At 53.5% G+C, this 16,371-nt stretch carries 17 protein-coding genes and 1 riboswitch; of the genes, 4 read left to right on the forward strand and 13 right to left on the reverse strand.

Annotated elements, in window-relative coordinates:
• Nucleotides 1-72: 72 nt before the first annotated feature.
• The 3 genes from QJ48_RS23290 to metA are packed head-to-tail and all read right to left on the reverse strand — an operon-like array spanning nucleotide 73 to nucleotide 3,378.
• The gene (locus tag QJ48_RS23290; RefSeq protein WP_054975875.1) at nucleotides 73-1,263 is read right to left on the reverse strand and encodes a PLP-dependent aspartate aminotransferase family protein; all 1,191 of its coding nucleotides are present in this window, start codon (nucleotides 1,261-1,263) and stop codon (nucleotides 73-75) included.
• Nucleotides 1,256-2,455, reverse strand: coding sequence for an aminotransferase class I/II-fold pyridoxal phosphate-dependent enzyme (locus QJ48_RS23295; protein WP_054975876.1), 1,200 nt, complete (start codon nucleotides 2,453-2,455; stop codon nucleotides 1,256-1,258). Before QJ48_RS23295 ends, QJ48_RS23290 begins: the two co-directional genes overlap by 8 nt.
• Nucleotides 2,452-3,378, reverse strand: coding sequence for a homoserine O-succinyltransferase (gene metA, locus QJ48_RS23300; protein ID WP_054975877.1), 927 nt, complete (start codon nucleotides 3,376-3,378; stop codon nucleotides 2,452-2,454). Before metA ends, QJ48_RS23295 begins: the two co-directional genes overlap by 4 nt.
• 120 nt (nucleotides 3,379-3,498) lie before the next feature.
• A riboswitch (SAM riboswitch) is annotated at nucleotides 3,499-3,650 on the reverse strand.
• 447 nt (nucleotides 3,651-4,097) lie between these two features.
• On the opposite strand from metA, the gene corA reads away from it, so the two are divergent.
• A complete protein-coding gene (corA, locus tag QJ48_RS23305; protein ID WP_054975878.1) occupies nucleotides 4,098-5,033 on the forward strand; it encodes a magnesium/cobalt transporter CorA in 936 nt (311 codons plus the stop codon).
• Between the two features lie 48 nt (nucleotides 5,034-5,081).
• Here the strand turns inward: corA and QJ48_RS23310 are convergent, their stop codons facing one another.
• Nucleotides 5,082-5,561 carry a hypothetical protein gene (locus tag QJ48_RS23310; RefSeq protein ID WP_054975879.1) on the reverse strand — a complete coding sequence of 160 codons (480 nt, stop codon included), beginning with the start codon at nucleotides 5,559-5,561 and terminating at the stop codon, nucleotides 5,082-5,084.
• Between the two features lie 127 nt (nucleotides 5,562-5,688).
• On the reverse strand, nucleotides 5,689-6,654 hold the full coding sequence (locus QJ48_RS23315) for an HRDC domain-containing protein (protein WP_237763037.1): 966 nt from the start codon (nucleotides 6,652-6,654) through the stop codon (nucleotides 5,689-5,691).
• A gap of 218 nt (nucleotides 6,655-6,872) precedes the next feature.
• Between QJ48_RS23315 and QJ48_RS23320 the strand changes: the two genes are divergently transcribed.
• Nucleotides 6,873-7,175: a hypothetical protein gene (locus QJ48_RS23320; protein WP_054975880.1), complete on the forward strand. Its 303-nt coding sequence runs from the start codon at nucleotides 6,873-6,875 to the stop codon at nucleotides 7,173-7,175.
• A 92-nt stretch (nucleotides 7,176-7,267) separates the two neighbouring features.
• Here the strand turns inward: QJ48_RS23320 and nhaC are convergent, their stop codons facing one another.
• From nhaC to QJ48_RS23360, 8 genes are all read right to left on the reverse strand, one after another.
• Entirely contained in the window at nucleotides 7,268-8,701 is a 1,434-nt protein-coding gene (gene nhaC / locus QJ48_RS23325; RefSeq protein WP_054975881.1) for a Na+/H+ antiporter NhaC, read from the reverse strand.
• 195 nt (nucleotides 8,702-8,896) lie between these two features.
• A complete protein-coding gene (locus tag QJ48_RS23330; protein ID WP_054975882.1) occupies nucleotides 8,897-9,205 on the reverse strand; it encodes a YerC/YecD family TrpR-related protein in 309 nt (102 codons plus the stop codon).
• Nucleotides 9,206-9,225: 20 nt separating this feature from the next.
• Entirely contained in the window at nucleotides 9,226-10,383 is a 1,158-nt protein-coding gene (locus QJ48_RS23335; RefSeq protein ID WP_054975883.1) for a homogentisate 1,2-dioxygenase, read from the reverse strand.
• A gap of 33 nt (nucleotides 10,384-10,416) precedes the next feature.
• On the reverse strand, nucleotides 10,417-11,679 hold the full coding sequence (gene fahA, locus QJ48_RS23340) for a fumarylacetoacetase (RefSeq protein WP_054975884.1): 1,263 nt from the start codon (nucleotides 11,677-11,679) through the stop codon (nucleotides 10,417-10,419).
• Nucleotides 11,680-11,693: 14 nt separating this feature from the next.
• The gene (locus tag QJ48_RS23345; protein ID WP_054975885.1) at nucleotides 11,694-12,638 is read right to left on the reverse strand and encodes a hypothetical protein; all 945 of its coding nucleotides are present in this window, start codon (nucleotides 12,636-12,638) and stop codon (nucleotides 11,694-11,696) included.
• A gap of 48 nt (nucleotides 12,639-12,686) precedes the next feature.
• On the reverse strand, nucleotides 12,687-13,802 hold the full coding sequence (gene hppD, locus QJ48_RS23350; protein ID WP_157261733.1) for a 4-hydroxyphenylpyruvate dioxygenase: 1,116 nt from the start codon (nucleotides 13,800-13,802) through the stop codon (nucleotides 12,687-12,689).
• Nucleotides 13,803-13,931: 129 nt separating this feature from the next.
• Nucleotides 13,932-14,159: a DUF1450 domain-containing protein gene (locus QJ48_RS23355; RefSeq protein WP_054975886.1), complete on the reverse strand. Its 228-nt coding sequence runs from the start codon at nucleotides 14,157-14,159 to the stop codon at nucleotides 13,932-13,934.
• A 53-nt stretch (nucleotides 14,160-14,212) separates the two neighbouring features.
• Nucleotides 14,213-15,373 carry a Glu/Leu/Phe/Val dehydrogenase dimerization domain-containing protein gene (locus QJ48_RS23360; RefSeq protein WP_054975887.1) on the reverse strand — a complete coding sequence of 387 codons (1,161 nt, stop codon included), beginning with the start codon at nucleotides 15,371-15,373 and terminating at the stop codon, nucleotides 14,213-14,215.
• Nucleotides 15,374-15,834: 461 nt separating this feature from the next.
• On the opposite strand from QJ48_RS23360, the gene QJ48_RS39535 reads away from it, so the two are divergent.
• Nucleotides 15,835-16,029: an elgicin/penisin family lantibiotic gene (locus QJ48_RS39535; RefSeq protein WP_054975888.1), complete on the forward strand. Its 195-nt coding sequence runs from the start codon at nucleotides 15,835-15,837 to the stop codon at nucleotides 16,027-16,029.
• An 81-nt stretch (nucleotides 16,030-16,110) separates the two neighbouring features.
• Nucleotides 16,111-16,302: an elgicin/penisin family lantibiotic gene (locus tag QJ48_RS39540; protein WP_162238550.1), complete on the forward strand. Its 192-nt coding sequence runs from the start codon at nucleotides 16,111-16,113 to the stop codon at nucleotides 16,300-16,302.
• Nucleotides 16,303-16,371: the final 69 nt, after the last annotated feature.

A 16,371-nucleotide genomic window follows, 5' to 3' on the forward strand; every position in this document is an offset into this window, starting at 1 on the left:
GTTTCTCTATTTCAGTCAACACCACTTTTTCGACATTCTGGCCGACGATACCGTGAATCATCGGCTTTTACTTCATTGATCCGCTAACGCTTGTTCGAGGTCTTCGATAATATCGGCGATATCCTCCAGCCCGACGGAATACCGGACGAGCCCGTCGGTAATTCCGCGCTCCACCCGGACCTCGCGCGGCATCGCCGCATGCGACATCATCGCCGGGTAGGAAAGAATGCTCTCGACCGCCCCCAAGCTGACGGCGACAAGCGGAATGCGCACTTTGGACAGCAGACGCTTGGTCCGCTCCCCGGAGCCCGTGTCGAACGAGACGACGGCGCCATAGCCGAGCGACTGCTTCTCGTGAATGTCCCGGCGGGGATGATTCGGCAGCCCCGGATAATAGACGGCTTCGATCGACGGATGGGCCGCCAGCCAGACCGCCAGCTGCCGGGCGCTTTGCTCATGCGCCTCCATCCGGGCTTTCAAGGTCTTCATCCCGCGCATGAGGAGCCACGAGTCCTGCACGCCGAGAATGGTGCCGAGGCCGTTCTGAATCTGCTTCAGCCGGCGGCCCAGACTTTCGTTCGCGGCGACGGCCAGCCCTGCGGTCACATCGCTGTGTCCGCCCAGGAACTTCGTTGCGCTGTGCAGTACGATATCGATGCCGTATTCAATCGGACGCTGATGGTAAGGCGTCATGAACGTATTGTCCATCATGGTCAGCAGGCCATGCTCCTTCGCCCAACCTGCGACTTCGGCAATATCGGTAATTTTGAGCGTCGGGTTCGACGGCGTTTCGAGGAACACCGCTTTTGTGTTCGGCTTAAGCGCCGCTTTCACCCGGTCCAGATCGGTCATGTCGACGAACGTCGTCTCGATGTTCATCCGAGGCAGGATGGACGTCAGCAGCCGGTACGTGCCCCCGTACACATCCTCCGTGCAGATGACATGATCCCCTGCCGACAGCAGCATGAACGCGCCGGAGATCGCCGCCATGCCCGAAGCGAACGCGAAGCCCCGCTTGCCTCCCTCGAGCAGCGCAATGTAATCCTCCAACGCCTGCCGGGTCGGGTTGCCGGAACGGGAGTAATCGTACTCCTGAGGCTCATCAAGCGAAAATTGATGGAACGTCGAGGCCTGGTAGATCGGAACGCTGGAAGCGCCGGTCGTCCGGTCGATTTCGCTTCCGAAATGAATCAGCTTCGTGGCGAAAGCCCGGTCTTTATGATAATCGTTCGGATGCGTCCCTTGCGTCGTCTTATCAGCCATGAGCCGGTACCCCTCCTTCAATCTCCTGCTGTGCCAAATCGATGGCGCGGGACAAATCCGCAATCAGGTCGTCCGCATGCTCGATGCCGACGGAATAGCGCAGCAGTTTATCGTCCACGCCGACTCTTCGGCGGATGTCTTCCGGAATATCGGCATGGGTCTGAACCGCCGGATACGTCATTAGCGACTCGACGCCGCCCAAGCTTTCCGCGAACGCAATCAGTTTCACGTGACGCAACATCGGTTCGATATAGCGGGCGTCTTTCATTTTAAAGGAAAAAATCCCAGTATTGCCGGACGATTGTTTCTTCTGAATGTCATGGCCCGGGTGGCTTTCGAGCGCCGGATAATAGACCGTTTCCACCTGCGGATGGGATTGCAAAAACGTCGCGATGCGGGTGGCATTGTACTCGTGGCGCTCCATGCGGATCGCCAATGTTTTCATGCCGCGCATGAGCAGCCAGCTGTCCTGCGGGCCTAAAACCGCGCCGATCGAATTGTGAAGAAACGCCATTTCCTCGGACAGCTCCTTGCCTTTCGTCACGATCAACCCGGCAAGCACGTCGTTGTGACCGCCAAGATACTTGGACGCGCTGTGGATGACGATATCGGCGCCAAGCTCGATCGGACGTTGGAAGAACGGGGTAAGCAGCGTGTTGTCGACGATGGAAAGAATGCCTTTTTTCTTCGCCCAGCCGCATACCAGCGCCAAATCCGTGACCATCATGAGCGGATTGGTCGGCGTTTCGATCAAAACCGCTTTCGTGCCCGGCCGCAGGTTCGCCTCCAGTGCATCGAGATCGTTCGTATCCACATACGTTGCGGTGACGCCGAAGCGGGACATGATGCGCTCCAGCATCCGGTACGTGCCGCCGTACAAGTCGAGGGAAACAAGCAAATGGTCGCCTTGGCTGAACAGCGCAAAAATCGTCTGGAGCGCCGCCATGCCGGAGCTGCAGGCAAAGCCCGCGTCCCCGGATTCCAGCTCGGCGATCGCATCCTCCAATACTTTGCGCGTCGGGCTTTTCGTGCGCGCGTAATCGAATCCCGTGCTCTGCCCGAGCTTCGGATGACGGAATGCCGTCGCTTGATATACCGGGAAGCTGACCGCCCCCGTCACCGGTTCCTCCTGGGAGCCGATCTGCGCGAGGCGGCTCTCGATTTTCAACTCTGGCTTGGAACAGTTGCTCATATCATATAATCCCCCTTATACAAATCGTACGGCGTCTCTTGGTACACATAATAGTTGAGCCAGTTGGAAAACAGCAGGTTCGCGTGGGCCCGCCACGTGTTGAGCGGCGGCCGGGTCGGATCGTCCTTCGGGTAATAATTTTTCGGAATCGCAATCTCCATTCCTTTGTTCACGTCGCGGTCGTACTCGTATTTGAGCGTACACGCGTCGTATTCCGAATGTCCGGTAATAAAAATTTGCTTCCCGTCCTTCGTCGCGGCGATGTAGACACCTGCTTCCTCCGATTCCGACAAAATGTCGAGCTGCTCGACCCGGGCGACATCCTCCCGGCGGACGTCGGTATGACGGGACTGGGGAACGAGAAACAGCTCGTCGAACCCGCGCAGCAGCTTCACGTTCGGCGTGGTGATCGTGTGCGGGAACACGCCGAATATTTTTTCGTCAAGCGGATACTTCGGCACGCCGAAATGGTAGTAGAGACCGGCCTGAGCCGCCCAGCAAATATGCAGCGTTGACGTGACGTGGGTTTTGCTCCACTCCATAATCTGCGTCAATTCTTCCCAATAATTCACCTCTTCGAATTCAAGCTGCTCGACCGGCGCGCCTGTAACGATCATGCCGTCGAACCGTTCGTGCTTGATGTCTTCGAACGTTTTGTAGAACTGCTCCAGGTGCTCCAGCGACGTGTTTTTGGACGTGTGCGTTTTCGGGTGCAGCAGAATGAATTCAACCTGTAACGGAGTGTTGCCGATCAGCCGCAGCAATTGGGTCTCCGTCGTTTCTTTCGTCGGCATCAGGTTTAGGATCACAATCCGCAACGGGCGAATATCTTGACGAAACGCTACGCTCTCGTCCATGACGAAAATATTCTCGTTGACAAGCACTTCCTTGGCCGGCAGATGATCTGGTACTTTGATGGGCATCGGGCTCACTCCTTCGGGTCATTGGATTCGTCGTTCCCTGCACTCCTGCGACTGAAAAAGGCATAAGAAAAAGCCTTTCTCTATCGCACGAGAAAGGCCTTTGTATAGTTACATCGTCCTCTCTCATCTGTCAGAAGCCGCCTGGCTTCCGCAAGAATTAGCACCGTGCATTCCTTTGCCATGCTGAAAAAACATCAACGTGTTGTTTACGCAAAGGTCTGTCGGTTGCCGGGTATCATCGGGCTAGTCCCTCCACCTGCTCTTGATAAGAGTGTGAAACCGAATCTATTCAGTTGTTTTCGATAATACTAATGTAATCGAAATCACAGCAAGCGTCAAGCGGAACCTTTCCCATGAAATGATGGCGTCCGAACCCGCACCACTCCGCCGGATTTTGCATAAATTATTCCCATGCGCGAATGAAATACAAACTCATTGTGTTCTCGAATATGACGCGTTATACTATACAGGTATTCGACATTTCACGCTAGAAGGGGTGCAGCAATCGAATGGACGGAGACCCGGGAAGTCGCATCTGCGTTCAAACACAATTGAATCTATCGTTTGGAACCCGATCGTCTGCCATTCGTTCGAGAATGCGCATGTTTTTTTGTGCGTAAGGATGACGAATAGCGCCTGACTGAAGCTTAAGGGTCTGTTTTCTCGCAGGAGGCAGACGGCCGAGCGTTCCATCCGATCAATACGGAGGGGTGGAACCTATGAAGGCACGCTTGGTTCAGGACGGCATTTTTACACTAGTGGAGGACATCACGCAAACCATCGATCCGCCTCAGCACGGCTTTTATTGGATTGATGCCGAGCCGGAGGACTTGGACGTCTTACAGCCTTTGTTTCATCTTCACGAGCTCGCCATAGAGGACGTTTTGACGGAAGAAGAGCAGCGGCCGAAGATCGAGCTGTACGAATCGCATTATTTTATCGTGTTCAACAGCATCCGGTTCGACGACGAGGAAATTTTTCTCCGCGCACTCAATATTTTTCTTGGAAAACACTATATCATCACGATCACCCGGCAAAAAATCAACGAAATTCGCGCCTTGAAGCCGATTCTCTGGGAAGAGGAGGTTACGGCTCCCGACCAGTTTCTATACCACTTGATCGACCTTATCGTCGATAATTATACCAACGTCGGGGACCGGATCGAAGCGAAAATCGAGAAGCTGGAAGAAGACATTCTTATGCATACGAAGAAATCGCATTTGAATGAGATCATTGGGCTGCGAAGTGAAATACTATGGCTTAAGAAAGTGCTCGTTCCGCAAAAAGAGGTCATCGCGACTCTGCACAAAAAAGAGCTGAAGCTTGTCAGCGAGCCGCTTAAAAAATATTTTGGCGATATTTACGAAAACGCCGTAAAAATATCCGAAACGTTCGATACGTTCCGCGACTTGATGGCGAACTTGCGAGAGGCTTATCAGTCTTCTCTGGCTTCCCGCGCGAACGAAATCATGCGCGTGTTTACGGCATTGACGACCATCTTCATGCCGCTCACGTTCATTACCGGCGTCTATGGAATGAACTTTGATTATATTCCGGGCCTGCACTGGGAGTACGGTGGAGTCGCTGCGGTCATTGCATTGGCGCTTGTCGGTATCTTCATGTTTGTGTTATTCCGCAAAAAGGATTGGCTGTGAAAGCCGGTCCTTTTTTACATGCAAAAAAGGAACCTTAGGAAAGGTTCCTCATTCGGGATGCTTGGCCATATGATCTTCCAGACGTTTAATCCGGTCCAAGGTCGCATCCATATCGTTTTCAAACAAACGCATGCTCCGTTTAATATGTCTGACGTCCGAACCGACATCGTCGATCTGGCTCTGCAAGCTCAGATGGACGCGATCCAGCCGGGCATCGAGAAAGTCGATTTTGGCGCCGAGACTCGTGTTGACTTCGTCGGTCTTCGCATCTAGGGCGTCGGTCTTCGCGTCAAGAGCGTCGATCTTCGCATCTAGTGCGTCGGTCTTCGCATCTAGAGTGCCGATCTTCGCGTCAAGAGCGTCGATTTTCGCACTGAGTCGGGTGTCAACTTCATCGATTTTCGCGCTCAGTCGTGTGTTGACCTCGCCGATTTTGGCGCTTAATTGCAGATTCAGCTCGCTAATTTTCGCGTTGGTTTCTTCCTGGTTCTTGATGATGCTGTGAAGTATAGCCCGAAGCTCCTCCATACGGTCAGCTCCTTCTTATTCCTATGTCCATCTTACCTTAGCCGCCGGGCTTGTTCAATGTTTTTTTGCCCTGCTCCCGCGCCTCAGCTCGCTTCAACCGTCTTCCGTTCGTTCTCGCGGCGGAACTTCATCCGCAGCATGCGAAGCCATTCGTAGACCGGTCCGTATCTTTCGCAGTCAGCTCCTTCTGGTTATAGACCATCTGCAGAATCGGTTTCAAATAACGGTCGCCCTGCTGCTGGAACGCCTTCCATGCCAGCTCGCGCTCCGGCTCGGGCACCTGCTCAAGCTGCCCTTCAATATAGCTCTCCAGATCGTATCCTTCGCGATCCAGCTCTTCGAACAGCTGCAGCAAATTGCGCCGCTGAAGCTTGGTTTGCTCCAGCAGCTCATCCAGCTTCTCCCCGCGCGCAATGGCTTCGAGCAGCTTATGCTTAATCTCCTGCTTCTCCTCCTCGGCTTTCCGCTTCCGTTCATTTTCCTGAAGCAGCCAAGCATTCAGCTCTCCCGGATCGATCGATTCCGCCACCCACGATAGCGGAAAATCCGTATCCCGCTGGAAGCCGGCGGTGATGGCGACGATATCGGCTGCATAAGCGGCAGCTTTGGCTTTTCCGAATCCCGGAAGGTGCAGCAGCTCTTCTTCCGTGTGGGGAACGAAGGCGCTTATCATTTTGAGCAGCCGGTTGGTCGCGATCAGATACGCCGCTTTGCCGTCGCGGCTTGCTTGTTTAAAGCGCCAATCGCGGAGCTTGTCGAACAGCTCTTCGTTGGCATGCTTCTCGCCGTAAAAATGCAATCGTTGAATATACGCCGTCCGACGGTCCAATACGTTGATTTCGCTTACGTTCACCTGCACGATCGGCTTATAGCCGCCGCATTGCTTGGCGAACACCCGCTCGCGAAAGACGGCGAGCATTTCCTCCCAGCTCAGCCCTTCGTACCAGCACTCCTGCACTCTGCGGCCGTCTTCACTCGTCTCGTTCCACATCACCATCCAGGTGCCCTGGCTCTCGCCGATCGTCACCTGCGCCGTACGGACGTTCCCCTCTTCCGTCGCCTTTTCCAAGCTGTTCAAAAACACCAGATTCATTCGTAAACCTCCCCCAAGAAGTGGTCAAAGCAGCTTCAAACGCAAAAAAGCACCATCTTACCCGACATAGGTAAGAGGTGCTTCCTCTCTAGTACACGTTTGAAATTAGCCTTATATTACCACGAAACGTCATGGATGACAAGCATGAATTGGATAATCTTCCGGTTTAAGGGCAAGCTAGGAGAAACAATCTTGCCTACTGAAAGGAGGAATCGGGCATGAGTCCAAACGACACGAACCAAGACGGATTTATGAGCGAAGCGCCGCAGAAGAAATACACCGATCTGGGCACAGTGGAATCCCAGCGCAACGACCTGACGGCGGAGGAATTTCCGGAAGGCCCTTACGGCAGCAGCCTTCTTACGGAATCGCTCGGCAAGAGCACGCCGTGGCGGGAGGACCAGCGCTCGTACAACCAGTTTACTTACGAGAACCGTGAGCTTCACGCAGGCCTCTCCCGCGGGTATCCCGACGCGCACCCGACCCACGATTCGTCCGGCGACGATTACGTGGAAGAGTAGCCTGGCAACCGCAAAAAGGCGATCCGCCGGACCTCTCCTCCGGCGAACCGCCTTCGCGCTTGCTGCCCCAACGCCAGCAAACTCTTTCCAGTCTACAAACCGCTGTTGTTCATTCCGATCTCGAACTTTTCCTCGTACGCGCCTCTTTCGGCTTCCTCGCCGAGCGGCGCTATGGCGAACCCGGTATAGCCGAACACGATCGCCAACAAGGGCGTGATAAAACACATAAACGAATAAAGAACATACTCCATGCCGATATTCAGCGTAGCCATAATAAAGGCGCCCGAAACTCCCCATGGAACGATCGGATGGACGATGGTTCCGGCATCCTCCAGCGTTCTGGACAAATTTTTCGGATGAAGCTTCAGCCGTTTATACGCAGACTCCAGCATCTGTCCGGGCAAAATAATGGACAAGTAGCATTCCCCGATAATGACATTTACCCCGATCGAAGAAAAAACCGTAGCGCTGATGACATTTCCTTTTTTATTCAAGAGACTCTGAATCCGGTCGATAATCGTATGAATCAGACCGATTTCTTTCACAAGACCGCCGAAGGCGAGCGCCAGGAGGATGAGCGAGACGGCAAACATCATACTGGATAACCCGCCTAGCGACAGCAGCTTATCGATAGCTTCAACTCCCGTTTCCGATTTGTAGCCAAAGTGCGCGACGCTCATGAGCCGTCCTGCCGAAACGCCGGGAACCGTAAAAAAGGCCGTCGCGATGGCGACCAATAAACCGACAACCAGCGTTGGAATGGCATCGAACCGTTTGAAGGCCAGGACGATAATCGCGAGCGGCGAGAGCAGGGTCAGAGGAGTAATCGTGAAGCGTTCGTTGAGGGTACGGATCATCGTTTCAATGCCGGAGGTGTCTGCGGCACGGTCGGAGGATATGGAAAAAAAAGCAAACAAGATCAGCGTCAAGACCAAACTTGGAATCGTCGTCCACAGCATATGCCGGATATGATCGAAAATAGGCACCTTGGCCGTCGCGGAGGCAAGATTCGTCGTATCCGAAAGAGGCGATATTTTATCACCGAAGACGGAGCCGCAAACGATGGCCCCTGCCGCCATAGCGGGGGAAATTCCCATGCCGTAGGCGACCCCCATCAAGGCAACGCCCATCGTGCCGATGGCGCTCCAGGAGCTTCCTGTCAGCACGGAGACGACTCCGCAAATTAACACCGCCGATACGAGAAAATAGCTGGGCGAAAGAATGTGCAGGCCGTAATAAGACAAGGTCGGAACGGTTCCGTTCAATACCCATATCCCGATCAAGATCCCGATCAAACACAAAATGAGGATCGAGGGAAGGCCGTACAAAATGCCTTTGACGATAGCCGACTCCAACTGTTTCCAGGCAAATCCTAATTTTAAACCATACAAAGAGAGAAGGATCGATGCCATCAAGATGGGGATTTGCGGAGCGACTTGATAGTGAAGAATGCTTACCGCCAAAATGATGACGATAACCGCAATGAGCGCGCTTGACATGAAAAACGATGGTTTTCTCGTTACCATAACTATTCCTCCTGCACGAACGGAATCGTAAGACGCGCGAAATCAATTTAATGTAAGCGTATTCAAAATAAAGAAGAAAGCATTCGACGGGAGACCGGGCTGCACGAGTGCAAGCTCCATAACGATTCAACGCTTCGTTTCTCATCCATCGGTCTCGCCGTCAGAACGCTTCTTGCGGCAGGCGTGCCGTTTTTCTCATGGCTGTTTGCCGTGCCTATTCAACCGTTCCAAAATGGTCCGGAAGCCTCCCCTTCCGTGGTTCAGACAATTTTTGACTCGAAAAATGATGGCGCTGCCTTTGTGGGTTTCCTCGATAATATCCAAATAAGTAGCCCCTTCGAGCAGCTGCTTTGCGACTTCAAGCCTGAGAGCCATTGTTTTGACCTCGTTTACCGTACACAAATCGGAAAAAAAATCGTAGCATTCATCCTTCGTTTGTAACGATAAAATGGCTTCGAATAACTGATGGATTTCTTCCTCGCTTCGCACGTTATTCCGCCGCACTATGCCACCACCACGCCGTATTATTTATGGGACCAGCTGTAAAGATAGTTTTTGTCTTCGATGGTATGGGCTGCCTTGACGACCTTGAGCGGACGGAAAGTGTCCACCATGACCGCCAATTCCTTCGTTTCTTTTTTGCCCAGGCTCGCCTCGATCGTGCCGGGATGAGGTCCGTGAGGAATGCCTGACGGATGAAGCGTAATGGACCCTTCTTCGATGCCCCGGCGGCTCATGAAATTGCCCTCCACATAGTAGAGCACCTCGTCGCTGTCCACGTTGCTGTGAAAATAAGGCGTCGGAACGGCTTCCGGATGATAATCGTACATTCTCGGGACGAAGGAGCAGACGACGAACTGATGCCCTTCGAACGTCTGGTGGATCGGAGGCGGCATATGAATGCGTCCGGTGATCGGTTCGAAATCCGCAATGTTGAAAATGTACGGATACAGATAACCGTCCCAGCCGACGACGTCCAGCGGATGATGGCTGTAAATATGCGAATGCAGCGCGCCTCTCGTCTTGGACCGCACCTCGAACTCCCCGAGCTCCGTGTGCGTCTCCAGCGTCTCCGGCAGCCGGATATCCCTTTCGCAAAAAGGACTGTGCTCCAGCATCTGACCGTGCTCGTTGCGGTAACGCTTCGGCGTGCTGATCCAGCTGTTCGTTTCCACGACCAAAAATTTGGTGTCTTCCCCATCCGGCACGATCCGGTAGATGGTACCGATCGGAATGACGATATAATCGCCCGGACGGTAGCGCAGCGTACCGAACATCGACTCGACCTTGCCTGTTCCGTAATGTACGAACAGAAGCTCGTCGCCGTCGCCGTTGCGGTAATAATAATTCATTGGTTCCGTAGGACTCGACACGGCAAGCAGGATATCGTCATTACCAAGAACGTACGTTCTCCCCTGAACGCCATCACCTTGCTTCGGAGCCGCGCCCGTCTGAAAATGGCGGTATCCGAGCACGTTGTCGTCCTCGTACTCAATGCTGCACGCACCGAGGTATTCGGCTTTGACGATTTCCGTCGGCGCTCCGTGATGGTAAAGGATCGATTGAATGCCGGAGAAGCCTTTCGTGCCCATCACTTGCTCGCGAAACAACGAACCGTCTTCTTTTCTGAACTGCACGTGTCTTTTATTGGGAATTTGCCCCATCCGATGGTAGAACGGCATCTTGTACGACCTCCTTGGTTAAGTTGCGCTTGTTTATTTCAACGAAGGGAGAACCCGGCCCGTCACCTCGCCAAACCCGATGCGGTACCCGTTGCCTTGAGCGTAGCCGGTCATGGTCAGCCGGTCGCCGTCTTCCAGCCAGACCCGTTTGACGCCATCGCTTAACTGAAGAGGCTCGGCCCCGCGCCAGGCCAATTCCAGCATGCATCCCCGGCTTGCCTTATCCGGTCCGCTGATCGTCCCGGAGGCCAGCAAATCCCCGGCTCGCAGGTTGCAGCCGCCTACCGTATGATGAGCGATTTGCTGCGCCATGCTCCAATACAGGTATTTGACATTGCTCTCTGTGATCCGCTCGGCCTGCTCCATATCGGCGCTTTGCAGGTATACTTCCAGCTTGATATCAAAGGCGTGCGCTCCCTCCTGCTTCAGATAAGGAAGCGGCTCCGGCTCCTGCCGGCTTCCGCGGATGCGGAACGGCTCCAAGGCATCGAGCGGCACAACCCAGGGCGAAATCGATGTCGCGAAATTTTTCGCGAGAAAAGGTCCGAGCGGCTGGTATTCCCAAGCCTGAATATCGCGGGCGCTCCAATCGTTGACGAGCACCAGTCCGAAAATATGCTCCGCCGCCCGTTCGACGGGGATGGGAATACCGAGCGGATTGCCTGCCCCCATAAACCAGCCGATTTCCAGCTCAAAGTCCAGCTGTCGGCTCGGCCCGAATACAGGCGCCGCCGCATCCGGCGGCTTCATCTGCCCTTGCGGGCGGCGCACGTCGGTCCCGCTAAGCACGATCGAGCTGGCCCGGCCATGGTACCCGACCGGGAGATGATGCCAGTTGGGCATCAAGGCATTGTCTTTCCCCCGGAACATCGTTCCTACATTGAAGGCATGGTCCCGCGAAGCGTAAAAATCCGTATAATCGCCGATCTCTACGGGCAGCAGCAGCTCCACGTCCTTCTGCGGCAGCAGGGCGGCGGCCCGCAGCTCCGCGTTGTCCCGAAGCTCCGGCTCGTCGGCTGACAGCAGCCGCTGAATTTCCGCGCGGACCTGCTGCCAGGCCGGGCGGCCCAGCGCCATGAACGCGTTCAGCGACGCTTGCTCGAATATTCCCTTTCCGGCCGCTTCCGTCCTAGCGAAGCTGCCTGCCTGATCGAGGACGGCAAGATCCAGAACGTAATCCCCGATGGCTACGCCAATCCGGGGAGTTCCGCCGTTACGGGAGCGGAAGACTCCGTAGGGAAGATTTTGGATCGGGAAATGCGATTCCGGAGCAACCTCAACAAATGAGCGCAGCATCTTCACGGCTCCTTTTATTCAATTGATTTTAGCTCCCGCAGCTCGTCGCGAGGCTCGTCGAAGCTGCAGCTTCCGTAGGAGCACAGCGCCTGATTGCGCAGCCTCCGCGCCTCATTGGTCGAAAGCGTAAGCGTTCTCCAGCCTAACGCATCCGGGAGGAAGACGAAGCTGTCGGGGTCCTTGTCTGCCAAAATTTCGGCGGTTTTGTCGCGACCCAGCTTGTAAACATGCGCCAGCATCCCTGCGACAAACACGTTAAGGAAGCCGTGCATCTCGGTCTTCACTTCTTCCCGGTACATGCGAACCGGGTGATGAAGGCCGGCTGTGAACTTCAACGCCAATTGGCGGTCCCTGCACCCGACGAGGACGGCGGCCACCTGCTCCGGCGACGGAAACGCGTCGGAGGTGACGCCTCCGGTCCGCAGCTTTACGCCCGGCTGCATCCCGCCTTGGCTGGCGCAATACTTCACCGCGTCAAGGCCTTCTTCGATCCGGCTGCCCCATTCGCCGTTCAAAGGAAACGTCCATTCGAAGAAAAGCCGGAGGCCGTGTTCCGATGCTCCGGCTGCCATCTCATCCAGTAACCGACGGTCCGCACCCGCAGGGGGAAGAGGAAGCTCCAGCACGTCGATGTTTACCGACGAACCATGCTTCCCCCGGAAAGCCTCCGTTTGCCGCAAAGTATCGCCAAACAGCCGAAGGCATTCTTCCGCATCCCGGCTGCGGGTTCCAAGAACCGACAGCATCAGCGGCCGGTCCCCGGAAAACATCGGCATATACGGAGTTAGCTCCTCCAATTGCACAGCGGGGATGATGAACCGGCCCAGCATCCATGTATCCTGTCCGTCCCGGTAAGCCGCGTAATTGCGTATGGCCTGCTCCAGAGGCAGGGCGGCGGGCGGAAATAACCCGGCATAATCGAGGAGCTGCTCCATCAAAGCTTTAGCGCTGGAAATCATGTGACGATCGCCCGCCTTTCCTTTTAAGTCTATTGATTTGTAAGAAAATTACAAATTTCCGCGACGCGCCTGCTCTCTTTCGATCGATTCGAACAGCGCTTTGAAGTTGCCTTCACCGAACGTGGTCGCCCCTTTGCGCTGAATGATTTCGAAGAACAGGGTCGGCCGGTCGACAAGCGGCTTCGTAAAGATTTGCAGCAGGTACCCTTCCTCGTCGCGGTCGACAAGAATGCGGTATTGCTTGAGCTTCTCGATATCCTCGTCGATCTTGCCGACCCGGTCCGCCAGCTCTTCATAGTACGTTTCCGGCGTATCCAGGAATTCCACGCCGTTTTCCTTCAGCACCTTTACGGTCGTGATAATATCGTTGGTCAATAAAGCTGCGTGCTGCACCCCAGGACCGTTGTAGAACTCCAAATATTCTTCGATTTGCGATTTGCGCTTGCCGGTGGCCGGCTCGTTAATCGGCATTTTGATGCGGCCGCCGTTGCAAATGACTTTGGACATCAAAGCCGAATATTCAGTGCTTATATCTTCATCATCGTAATGAATCATTTCCTTGAAGCCCATGACCTTCTCGTAGTAGGACACCCATTCGTTCATTTCCTCGACGTTACCGACGACATGGTCGATCCCGATAAGGCCCGCATCCTGATACGGAAACGAGAAGTTGACGGGCTGATATCCCGGCGCGAACAAGCCCTTATAGTTCTTTCGATCCACTAGGGTATGCACCGTATCGCCGTACGTGCCGATGATGGCTTTTTTATAGGTGCCGTGTTCGTCCGTCAGCACCTGCGGCGCCATCACGGGAATGCCGCCTCTGGAAATCGCCTCTGCGTAAGCCTTTTCAACGTCGTCAACCCGAAACGCGACGTCCTTCGCTCCTTCGCCATGCTTCTTGATAAATTCCGTGACCGGGTGGTCCTCCTGAAGCGAGCCCGTCACCACAAAGCGGATTCTCCGCTGCTCCAGCACGTAGGATACGCGATCGCGCTGACCGGTTTCCAGCCCGGCGAAGGCGACAATCTTGAACCCGAAGGCCCGGCTCATGTAATAGGCGGCCTGCTTCGCGTTGCCAACGTAAAACTCCATATATTCAAAATCCTCGATCGGGAAAAAATCTTGCTGCAGCTCGCTAACTAAGGTAGTATCCATTTCCATTTTTATAACCTCCTAGAATAATATTCCTTATGGTTAATGCTATTATATGGCAAACTTGTGAACTCTTCAAAAACGTTCAATGCTGTATGCGCGTGTCAACGCGAAATCGCTTTAGTACGTTAAATGAGCTTAGTCGGCTTCGGAGGCGGCAGCTTTCAGAAGCTGGTCCAACAGCTCCTCTTCATCGTTCAACACGATGATTCGTTGATCCACTTTCACGAAGCGCTCCAAGTAACATTGCCCGCAATTGCCCAAACAGTCCTTCACCAAAATATCAACAGAGCCGTCACGCGCGATTTGTTTTAACGCTTCCGATTTGGTCAGCTCATTCGAGCTGCACAGCTTGACGGTAGCCATAAGAACAAGCCTCCCGGAAAATCGTGATTATTTCCTACGTTTCCTACCTGCGGTTAGTGGCGGATCTGCCATTTGGCACGCTTTCTGGGGGAGAAGAAGCTGTTTCTTCCTTTTCTGGACTGAATCCGCTGCTCGCAGATCAGATTCGCCGCCTCGACCGTTGTAATGTTCTTTTCCTTGGCTTCCGAGAATACGCGGAGCAGCGACTGATAGATCGCTTTGGTTTTGGCCAAAACTCTGTCTTTGTTCGGTCCGTACAGCTCATCCGATACTTGCATGATGCCGCCGCTGTTGACCACGTAATCGGGTGCGTAAAGGATGCCTTTTCGCTTTAGGTCAAGGGCGTGGCTTTCATGAAGAAGCTGATTGTTCGCCGCGCCAGCGATCGCTTGAACCTTAAGCTGCCCGATCGTGTGATCGTTAATAATGCCGCCGACGGCGCACGGAACGAAAAAGTCGGCCTCTACGCCGTAGATCTCTTCTCCTTTCAAGGCAGTCGCAGTTCTGCCGAGCTTACCGGCTCTTTCCACAATTTGGTCTACCATAGTTTGATCCACATCGGTCACATACAGATCGGCGCCTTCCTGCAGCAAATGCTCGGCGACTTTAAAGCCGACTTTCCCCAAGCCTTGAATCGCGAACCGCTTGCCGCGCAAATCCTCGTACCCCCATAACGTTCGGGCTACCGCTTTCATGCTGTACAGAACGCCCAGTGCCGTCGGAATCGACGTTTCTCCCCCGCCGCCGTATTCCTCGGGCAGCCCGGCGATGCAATTCGTCTCTTTGCACGCATGGACGAAATCGTCCAGCACCGTGCCCATATCCGTTCCGGTATAAAATCTTCCGTTCAACGAATCGATAAATTGACCGTAAGCCCGGAACAATTCCGGAGTTTTATCCTTGGCCGGGTCTCCGATGATGACCGCTTTTCCCCCGCCAAAGTCCACATCGGCCGCCGCGCATTTATAGGTCATCGCCTTCGATAAACGCAGAACGTCCTCCAGCGCTTCCTCGACGGTAGCATAGGGCCTCATCCGCGTTCCTCCCAAAGCCGGGCCGAGCGTCGTATCGTGGATGGCGATAATCGCTTTCAAACCCGTGGCGGGGTCATTGCAAAACAGCACCTGCTCATGCTCCTGCATTTTCTCGAACAAGTCGGTCGTTCGCGAGGACGCCGACGGTTTGATCTCAGATAATAACGCTGCATTGTTCATCTCTATTCCTCCTGAAACCATTCTCTACTCTCTACATAAAAGTAAACGTTTTCAAAATAGTATGACGCGACGCTGCATTTCTAACGAATAAGCTATGTTTTCATCTTATGTGGAACACTCCTTTATGGCTTGGATAAAACAAACTATGATTCCTTTTTGTAACAGTTCACATACTAAACTACCTCCATGATTCGCGCAAACATCCCTTTTAACGCGCGTGTTCTTTGATGTTTCAACACTTTTGCGCGTTGAATAACTATACTAACTTTTATAAAAATATTTGTAATATATTGACTATTAATATATTATTCGGTATATTATAGTCGAATATGGATTTGAAAGAATATTATGTAATTATATTCTTCCATATTCACGTTGACGTGCGGCAAGTCCAGGCGAAGGCGAAAGCGGTTTCAACTGTTTTAAAAAATTTTTTTTACATTTGAAGGGAGAAGATATTTATGGCAAACAACAATTTCGATCTGGATGTCCAAGTGAAATCGGTTAATTCGGTAAACGCGAATTTTGGGCTTTACACGTCGCAATGCTATAGTTCTCAATGCTATTCTTCCAAATGTTATTCCGATTCTTGCTACTCCTCCGACTGCTACACCGGCAGACATATGTGCGGCTACACGCACGGCTACAGCTGCTAATTTCGTCCATTCCTTCCACTTTCGCCGGCTGCCGCAACAATCTTCGGAGAAATGTTCTCCGTTCGAAGGGAGAAAATCTGTATGGCAAACAACGTTTTCGACCTGGATGTTGAAGTGAAATCGGTTAATTCGGTAAACCAAAACATCGGCCTCTTCACGTCCACTTGCTTTAGTTCTCAATGCTTCTCTTCCAAATGCTTCACGGATACTTGCTTCAGCTCGAACTGCTTTACCGGCAGACATCAGTGCGGCTACACCCACGGCAGCTGCTAAACTTTCGCGTGTTCCTACAGCCTACTTCGGAGGAACGTTCGCGTTCTTCCGAAGTATCTCTTACGACTC

Source organism: Paenibacillus sp. A3 (genome assembly GCF_001399685.1).
Lineage (GTDB): Bacteria > Bacillota > Bacilli > Paenibacillales > NBRC-103111 > Paenibacillus_G.

Excerpts from the sequence above, each read along its gene's own strand:
- QJ48_RS23290 (WP_054975875.1), bottom strand. The coding sequence starts at position 1,263 with ATGGCTGATAAGACGACGCAAGGGACGCATCCGAACGATTATCATAAA.
- QJ48_RS23295 (WP_054975876.1), bottom strand. The coding sequence starts at position 2,455 with ATGAGCAACTGTTCCAAGCCAGAGTTGAAAATCGAGAGCCGCCTCGCG.
- metA (WP_054975877.1), bottom strand. The coding sequence starts at position 3,378 with ATGCCCATCAAAGTACCAGATCATCTGCCGGCCAAGGAAGTGCTTGTC.
- corA (WP_054975878.1), top strand. The coding sequence starts at position 4,098 with ATGAAGGCACGCTTGGTTCAGGACGGCATTTTTACACTAGTGGAGGAC.
- QJ48_RS23310 (WP_054975879.1), bottom strand. The coding sequence starts at position 5,561 with ATGGAGGAGCTTCGGGCTATACTTCACAGCATCATCAAGAACCAGGAA.
- QJ48_RS23315 (WP_237763037.1), bottom strand. The coding sequence starts at position 6,654 with ATGAATCTGGTGTTTTTGAACAGCTTGGAAAAGGCGACGGAAGAGGGG.
- QJ48_RS23320 (WP_054975880.1), top strand. The coding sequence starts at position 6,873 with ATGAGTCCAAACGACACGAACCAAGACGGATTTATGAGCGAAGCGCCG.
- nhaC (WP_054975881.1), bottom strand. The coding sequence starts at position 8,701 with ATGGTAACGAGAAAACCATCGTTTTTCATGTCAAGCGCGCTCATTGCG.
- QJ48_RS23335 (WP_054975883.1), bottom strand. The coding sequence starts at position 10,383 with ATGCCGTTCTACCATCGGATGGGGCAAATTCCCAATAAAAGACACGTG.
- fahA (WP_054975884.1), bottom strand. The coding sequence starts at position 11,679 with ATGCTGCGCTCATTTGTTGAGGTTGCTCCGGAATCGCATTTCCCGATC.
- QJ48_RS23345 (WP_054975885.1), bottom strand. The coding sequence starts at position 12,638 with ATGATTTCCAGCGCTAAAGCTTTGATGGAGCAGCTCCTCGATTATGCC.
- hppD (WP_157261733.1), bottom strand. The coding sequence starts at position 13,802 with ATGGAAATGGATACTACCTTAGTTAGCGAGCTGCAGCAAGATTTTTTC.
- QJ48_RS23355 (WP_054975886.1), bottom strand. The coding sequence starts at position 14,159 with ATGGCTACCGTCAAGCTGTGCAGCTCGAATGAGCTGACCAAATCGGAA.
- QJ48_RS23360 (WP_054975887.1), bottom strand. The coding sequence starts at position 15,373 with ATGAACAATGCAGCGTTATTATCTGAGATCAAACCGTCGGCGTCCTCG.
- QJ48_RS39535 (WP_054975888.1), top strand. The coding sequence starts at position 15,835 with ATGGCAAACAACAATTTCGATCTGGATGTCCAAGTGAAATCGGTTAAT.
- QJ48_RS39540 (WP_162238550.1), top strand. The coding sequence starts at position 16,111 with ATGGCAAACAACGTTTTCGACCTGGATGTTGAAGTGAAATCGGTTAAT.